Raw genomic sequence first — 4,132 nt, forward strand, 5'->3', positions numbered from 1 at the left:
GCGCATGATCCTGATGCTCAAGAAGAAGGGCTACACGGTGGTGATGGTGGAGCAGAACTTCCGCTTCGCCGCGCCGCTGGCCGATCGCTTTTATGTGATGGAACACGGCACCATCGTCGAGCGCTTCGCGGCCGCGGAGCTGCAGGCCAGGATGCCGGTGCTGAACGAGTTGCTGGGGGTGTGAGGAACGCTTTATGACGATACTGAATTTTCCCCTTCCCGCCTTGCTGTCCCAGTTGCTGCTGGGGCTGGTCAACGGTGCTTTCTACGCGATGCTGAGCCTTGGCCTGGCGGTCATCTTCGGGCTGCTCAACGTCATCAACTTTGCCCATGGGGCGCTGTTCATGCTCGGCGCGGTGCTGGCCTGGATGGGCATGAGCTACCTCGGGCTCGGCTACTGGGCGATGCTTGTGCTCTCGCCGCTGGCGGTGGCGCTGATCGGGATCGTGATCGAGCGCACGATGCTGCGCTGGATCTACAAGCTCGACCATATCTACGGTTTGCTCCTGACGCTGGGCATCACGCTGGTGATCGAGGGCATCTTCCGTTCGGTCTACGGTGTGTCCGGGCTGCCGTACTCGGCACCGGAGTCACTGGGTGGTGCCACCAACCTGGGCTTCATGATGCTGCCCAACTACCGCGCCTGGGTGGTGGCCGCTTCGCTGGTGGTGTGCTTCTCCACCTGGTACCTGATCGAGAAGACCAGGCTGGGCGCCTACCTGCGTGCGGGCACCGAGAATCCCAAGATAGTCGAGGCCTTCGGCGTCAACGTGCCGCTGATGGTGACGCTGACCTACGGCTTCGGGGTGGCGCTGGCGGCCTTTGCAGGCGTGCTGGCGGCGCCGGTGATTCAGATCTCGCCGCTGATGGGGCAGAACCTGATCATTATCGTGTTCGCCGTGGTGGTGATCGGCGGCATGGGCTCGATCATGGGTTCGATCCTGACCGGCCTTGGCCTGGGCGTGATCGAAGGGCTGACCAAGATGTTTTATCCCGAGGCTTCGGCCACGGTGGTGTTCCTCATCATGGCAATCGTACTGATGCTGCGCCCGTCGGGGCTGTTCGGGAGAGAGAGATGATGCATCAACCAACTGGCGCGGCGGTGGCCGCGGGCGAGGCAGGACAGGCAGGAAACGCAAGACAGGAGCGGGGCATGCAGAAGAAGCTGTGGTATGGATTGCTGCTGGTGGCGTTGATGCTGGCGCCGATGGCCGGGGCGTATCCGGTGTTTGTGCTCAAGGTGCTGTGCTTCGCGCTGTTCGCCTGCGCCTTCAACCTGCTGGTCGGGTATACCGGGCTGCTGTCGTTCGGCCATGCCGCCTTCTTTGGCGGCGCGGGCTATGCCGCCGGCCATGCCATGAAAGTGTGGGGCGTCACGCCGGAAGCTGGAATGGTGCTGGGGACGCTGGCCGGCGGCTTGATCGGCTACGTGGTGGGGACGCTGGCGATCCGGCGCCAGGGCATCTATTTCTCGATGATCACGCTGGCATTGGCGCAGATGCTGTTCTTTGTCTGCTTGCAAGCGCCAGCCACGGGCGGCGAGGATGGCCTGCAGGCCATCCCGCGCGGCAAGCTGTTCGGCGTACTGCCGCTGGCCGACGACCTGACGCTGTACTACGTGGCGCTGGCCGTCATCGTGGCCGCGTTTGCGCTGATCGTGCGTACGGTGCATTCCCCGTTTGGCCAGATCCTGAAGGCCATCAAGGAGAACGAACCGCGCACCGTCTCGCTAGGCTACGACACAGACCGCTTCAAGCTGATGGCGTTCGTGCTGTCCGCCGCGCTGTCAGGGCTGGCCGGGTCGATCAAGGCGCTGGTGCTGGGCTTTGCCACGCTGACCGACGTGCATTGGGCGATGTCGGGCTCGGTGATCCTGATGACGCTGGTGGGCGGGCTGGGCACGCTGTCAGGGCCGTTGGCCGGCGCCTTGGTTGTCGTGGCGCTGGAGACCAAGCTTGGCGCCATCGGCAGCTTCTTGGCTTCTGCCACGGGCATCGCGTGGTTCGGCTCGCTGGGGGAGTCGGTCACGATGGTGACGGGCGTCATCTTTATCGCTTGCGTCCTGCTGTTCCGCCGGGGCATTGTGGGCCAGCTTGCACTGATCGAGGGCAGGCGTATAGCTGGTCGATGGCTACGAGCACCGCGCTTGATCCCCAAACGGTCCAAAGTGGACCAGATAGGGGGAGCTTAATCCAGCTTGATTCGCGCGTCTCTTGCCAGTTGCCGATACTGTGCGATCTCGGCGCGCACGCGCTGGCGGAAATCCTCGGCGCGGCCATGTCCGACAAAAATAGCTCGTTCGGCGAGCGTATTCTGAAATTCCGGATTCTGCAGGACCGTCTGCAGTTCCACTCGCAGCCGCCCCAGGACATTCTGCGGAGTACCGCGAGGGGCGGCTATGCCGTACCAGAACGCGCCGCTCGACATGGTGACACCGACTTCAGAAAAGGTGGGAACTGCGCTGTACTGAGGCAACCGTGCCGCACTGCTGATTGCTAACGGTTTCAGCCGGCCGGCATCAATGAGCGGTTTGGCAACGGCAAAGGGATCGAGGCTCAGATCGATTTGTCCACCGATGACATCGGCAAGTACCTGCATGCTGCCTCGATAGGCTACAGGCGTCATGTCCACTTGGAAGGTAGAGGCAATCATCGCTCCCACAAGGTGGGGGGCCGTCCCTGGGCCTGTGGTGCCATACGTGACCGCGCCAGGCCGCGCGCGCGCTTGCGCCAGCAGGCTGGCGAACGACTCAATGGTGGCGTTCTCCGCGCGGGTCGATACGACAATGGAGGTCTCACCGACGATGGCGACAGGCGCCCACGTGTCCTCGGCCGCGATCGGCAGACGTGGCCGTAGGGCCGGCAGCATGGAGAAAGTGGTGGAACTGCCCAGGAGAAGCGTGTAGCCGTCAGGGGGTGCCTTTGCTACATGTTCCGCCCCTATCAGCGTGGACCCGCCGGGGCGGTTTTCAATGACCACCGGCTGCCCTAGCCTGAGCCGCAGCTTGTCTGCAATCATGCGCGCGATTGAATCGCTAAGCCCGCCCGGACTGAAGGGAACGACAAGGTGCACCGGGCGCTCAGGGAACGAATCCGCATGGGCGGGCGCATTGGTCAGGATGCCTCCGACCAGCAGGGCACAGATATAGAGTTGGCGCATGGAAGTGGGTAACAGCATCATCCGAATGTCGATTTGCCGTTTACCCTGCGGCCATGTTCACAACCATGCCGTCGGCGGCGAACTTGTCCCTCAGCGCCTGCGCCTTGAGTGGATCGACCCGATAATGACCACCTTGCCGGCATTCAGGCGGCGGATCTGCGTGGCCAGTGCCTCTACGGACGTCGTCGAACATTTTGTCAAGGGAAACATCATCAGGCTCTTGGGCGACATAACCAATTCTCATCGTTGCATATGCCTGTCCGGTCGCGCAATGGCGCGTCATCGATACACGTATCGATGATAGCGTCGCGCAGCCGTGACGTCACCCCGCTGCAGATTCCGATTGCCTGGGAGAACGGGGGCTCATTCGACCACTATGACGGCTCCGGACCGCGCGCGACACGCTCGGCCGGCAACTGTCCGAGACAGAGCGGGCGCTCGGGCGAGCGCAGGCGGAGGCCACCCCGCCGGGCGCTGGCGACGAAAGCCAAGTTCAGGCCTGAGCGGCGTGGGAAGAGGGGGGTTGGACCACCGCGCCCTCCCGCTGGCGCGGATTTCCACTTCAGCCATTCCCGGAGCAACCTTGAAGTCCGCTTAGCCCCCGATTTCGCGCGCTCTCCTTCTTGCAGTTTTACCCCCTGGTAGTGCCTTCGCACGAGGCGGCCGTGGGACCCTCGCGGCCTCCACAATGCGGGGGCACGTGCCGTTCAAACCTTGGCGTGGGTGGCGGCCCATTGCGACGGGTTGACGTCGATGCTCAGCGGGCCGAAGCCGGAGCCGATCACGCCGACGTTGTTGAGCGTGTTCACGTTGATGCTTTGCARCTGGGCGATGTTCTGGTTGACGTTGACATTGACGTTGGCCACCGGGCCCAGTCCTTGCAGCCAGGAATTTCCGCCGCGCACCGCGGTCATGGACTTGCTGTCGAGTTCTTGGGTCAGGGCGAGGTCGCRCACGATGATGGATGGCATGG

The 4,132-nt window shown here is 63.2% G+C and carries 5 protein-coding genes and 1 pseudogene; 3 read left to right on the forward strand and 3 right to left on the reverse strand.

All coding sequences use genetic code 11. From position 1 onward, the window contains the following. From AC1DT6_RS40130 to AC1DT6_RS40140, 3 genes and pseudogenes are all read left to right on the forward strand, one after another. Positions 1–184, forward strand: a pseudogene (locus AC1DT6_RS40130) (ABC transporter ATP-binding protein); the annotation flags it as partial. Positions 185–194: 10 nt separating this feature from the next. Next, positions 195–1,079, forward strand: coding sequence for a branched-chain amino acid ABC transporter permease (locus AC1DT6_RS40135; RefSeq protein WP_441637580.1), 885 nt, complete (start codon positions 195–197; stop codon positions 1,077–1,079). Positions 1,080–1,153: 74 nt separating this feature from the next. Next, a complete protein-coding gene (locus AC1DT6_RS40140) occupies positions 1,154–2,191 on the forward strand; it encodes a branched-chain amino acid ABC transporter permease (RefSeq protein ID WP_441637582.1) in 1,038 nt (345 codons plus the stop codon). Here AC1DT6_RS40140 and AC1DT6_RS40145 read toward each other — a convergent pair. The 3 genes from AC1DT6_RS40145 to AC1DT6_RS40155 all read right to left on the reverse strand — a co-directional run bounded on the left by AC1DT6_RS40145 (position 2,188) and on the right by AC1DT6_RS40155 (position 4,130). Next, complete coding sequence (locus tag AC1DT6_RS40145) at positions 2,188–3,180, reverse strand: Bug family tripartite tricarboxylate transporter substrate binding protein (RefSeq protein ID WP_441637584.1); 993 nt, start codon at positions 3,178–3,180, stop codon at positions 2,188–2,190. The genes AC1DT6_RS40140 and AC1DT6_RS40145 overlap by 4 nt on opposite strands. A gap of 19 nt (positions 3,181–3,199) precedes the next feature. Further along, positions 3,200–3,403, reverse strand: coding sequence for a hypothetical protein (locus AC1DT6_RS40150; protein ID WP_441637586.1), 204 nt, complete (start codon positions 3,401–3,403; stop codon positions 3,200–3,202). A 463-nt stretch (positions 3,404–3,866) separates the two neighbouring features. Continuing rightward, positions 3,867–4,130 carry a hypothetical protein gene (locus AC1DT6_RS40155; RefSeq protein WP_441629623.1) on the reverse strand — a complete coding sequence of 88 codons (264 nt, stop codon included), beginning with the start codon at positions 4,128–4,130 and terminating at the stop codon, positions 3,867–3,869. Positions 4,131–4,132 lie beyond the last annotated feature (2 nt).

This window comes from Cupriavidus sp. 01L45 (assembly GCF_056399885.1).

Coding starts and splice junctions, on each gene's coding strand:
- AC1DT6_RS40135 (WP_441637580.1), top strand. CDS start 195: ATGACGATACTGAATTTTCCCCTTCCCGCCTTGCTGTCCCAGTTGCTG.
- AC1DT6_RS40145 (WP_441637584.1), bottom strand. CDS start 3,180: ATGATGCTGTTACCCACTTCCATGCGCCAACTCTATATCTGTGCCCTG.
- AC1DT6_RS40150 (WP_441637586.1), bottom strand. CDS start 3,403: ATGAGAATTGGTTATGTCGCCCAAGAGCCTGATGATGTTTCCCTTGAC.
- AC1DT6_RS40140 (WP_441637582.1), top strand. CDS start 1,154: ATGCAGAAGAAGCTGTGGTATGGATTGCTGCTGGTGGCGTTGATGCTG.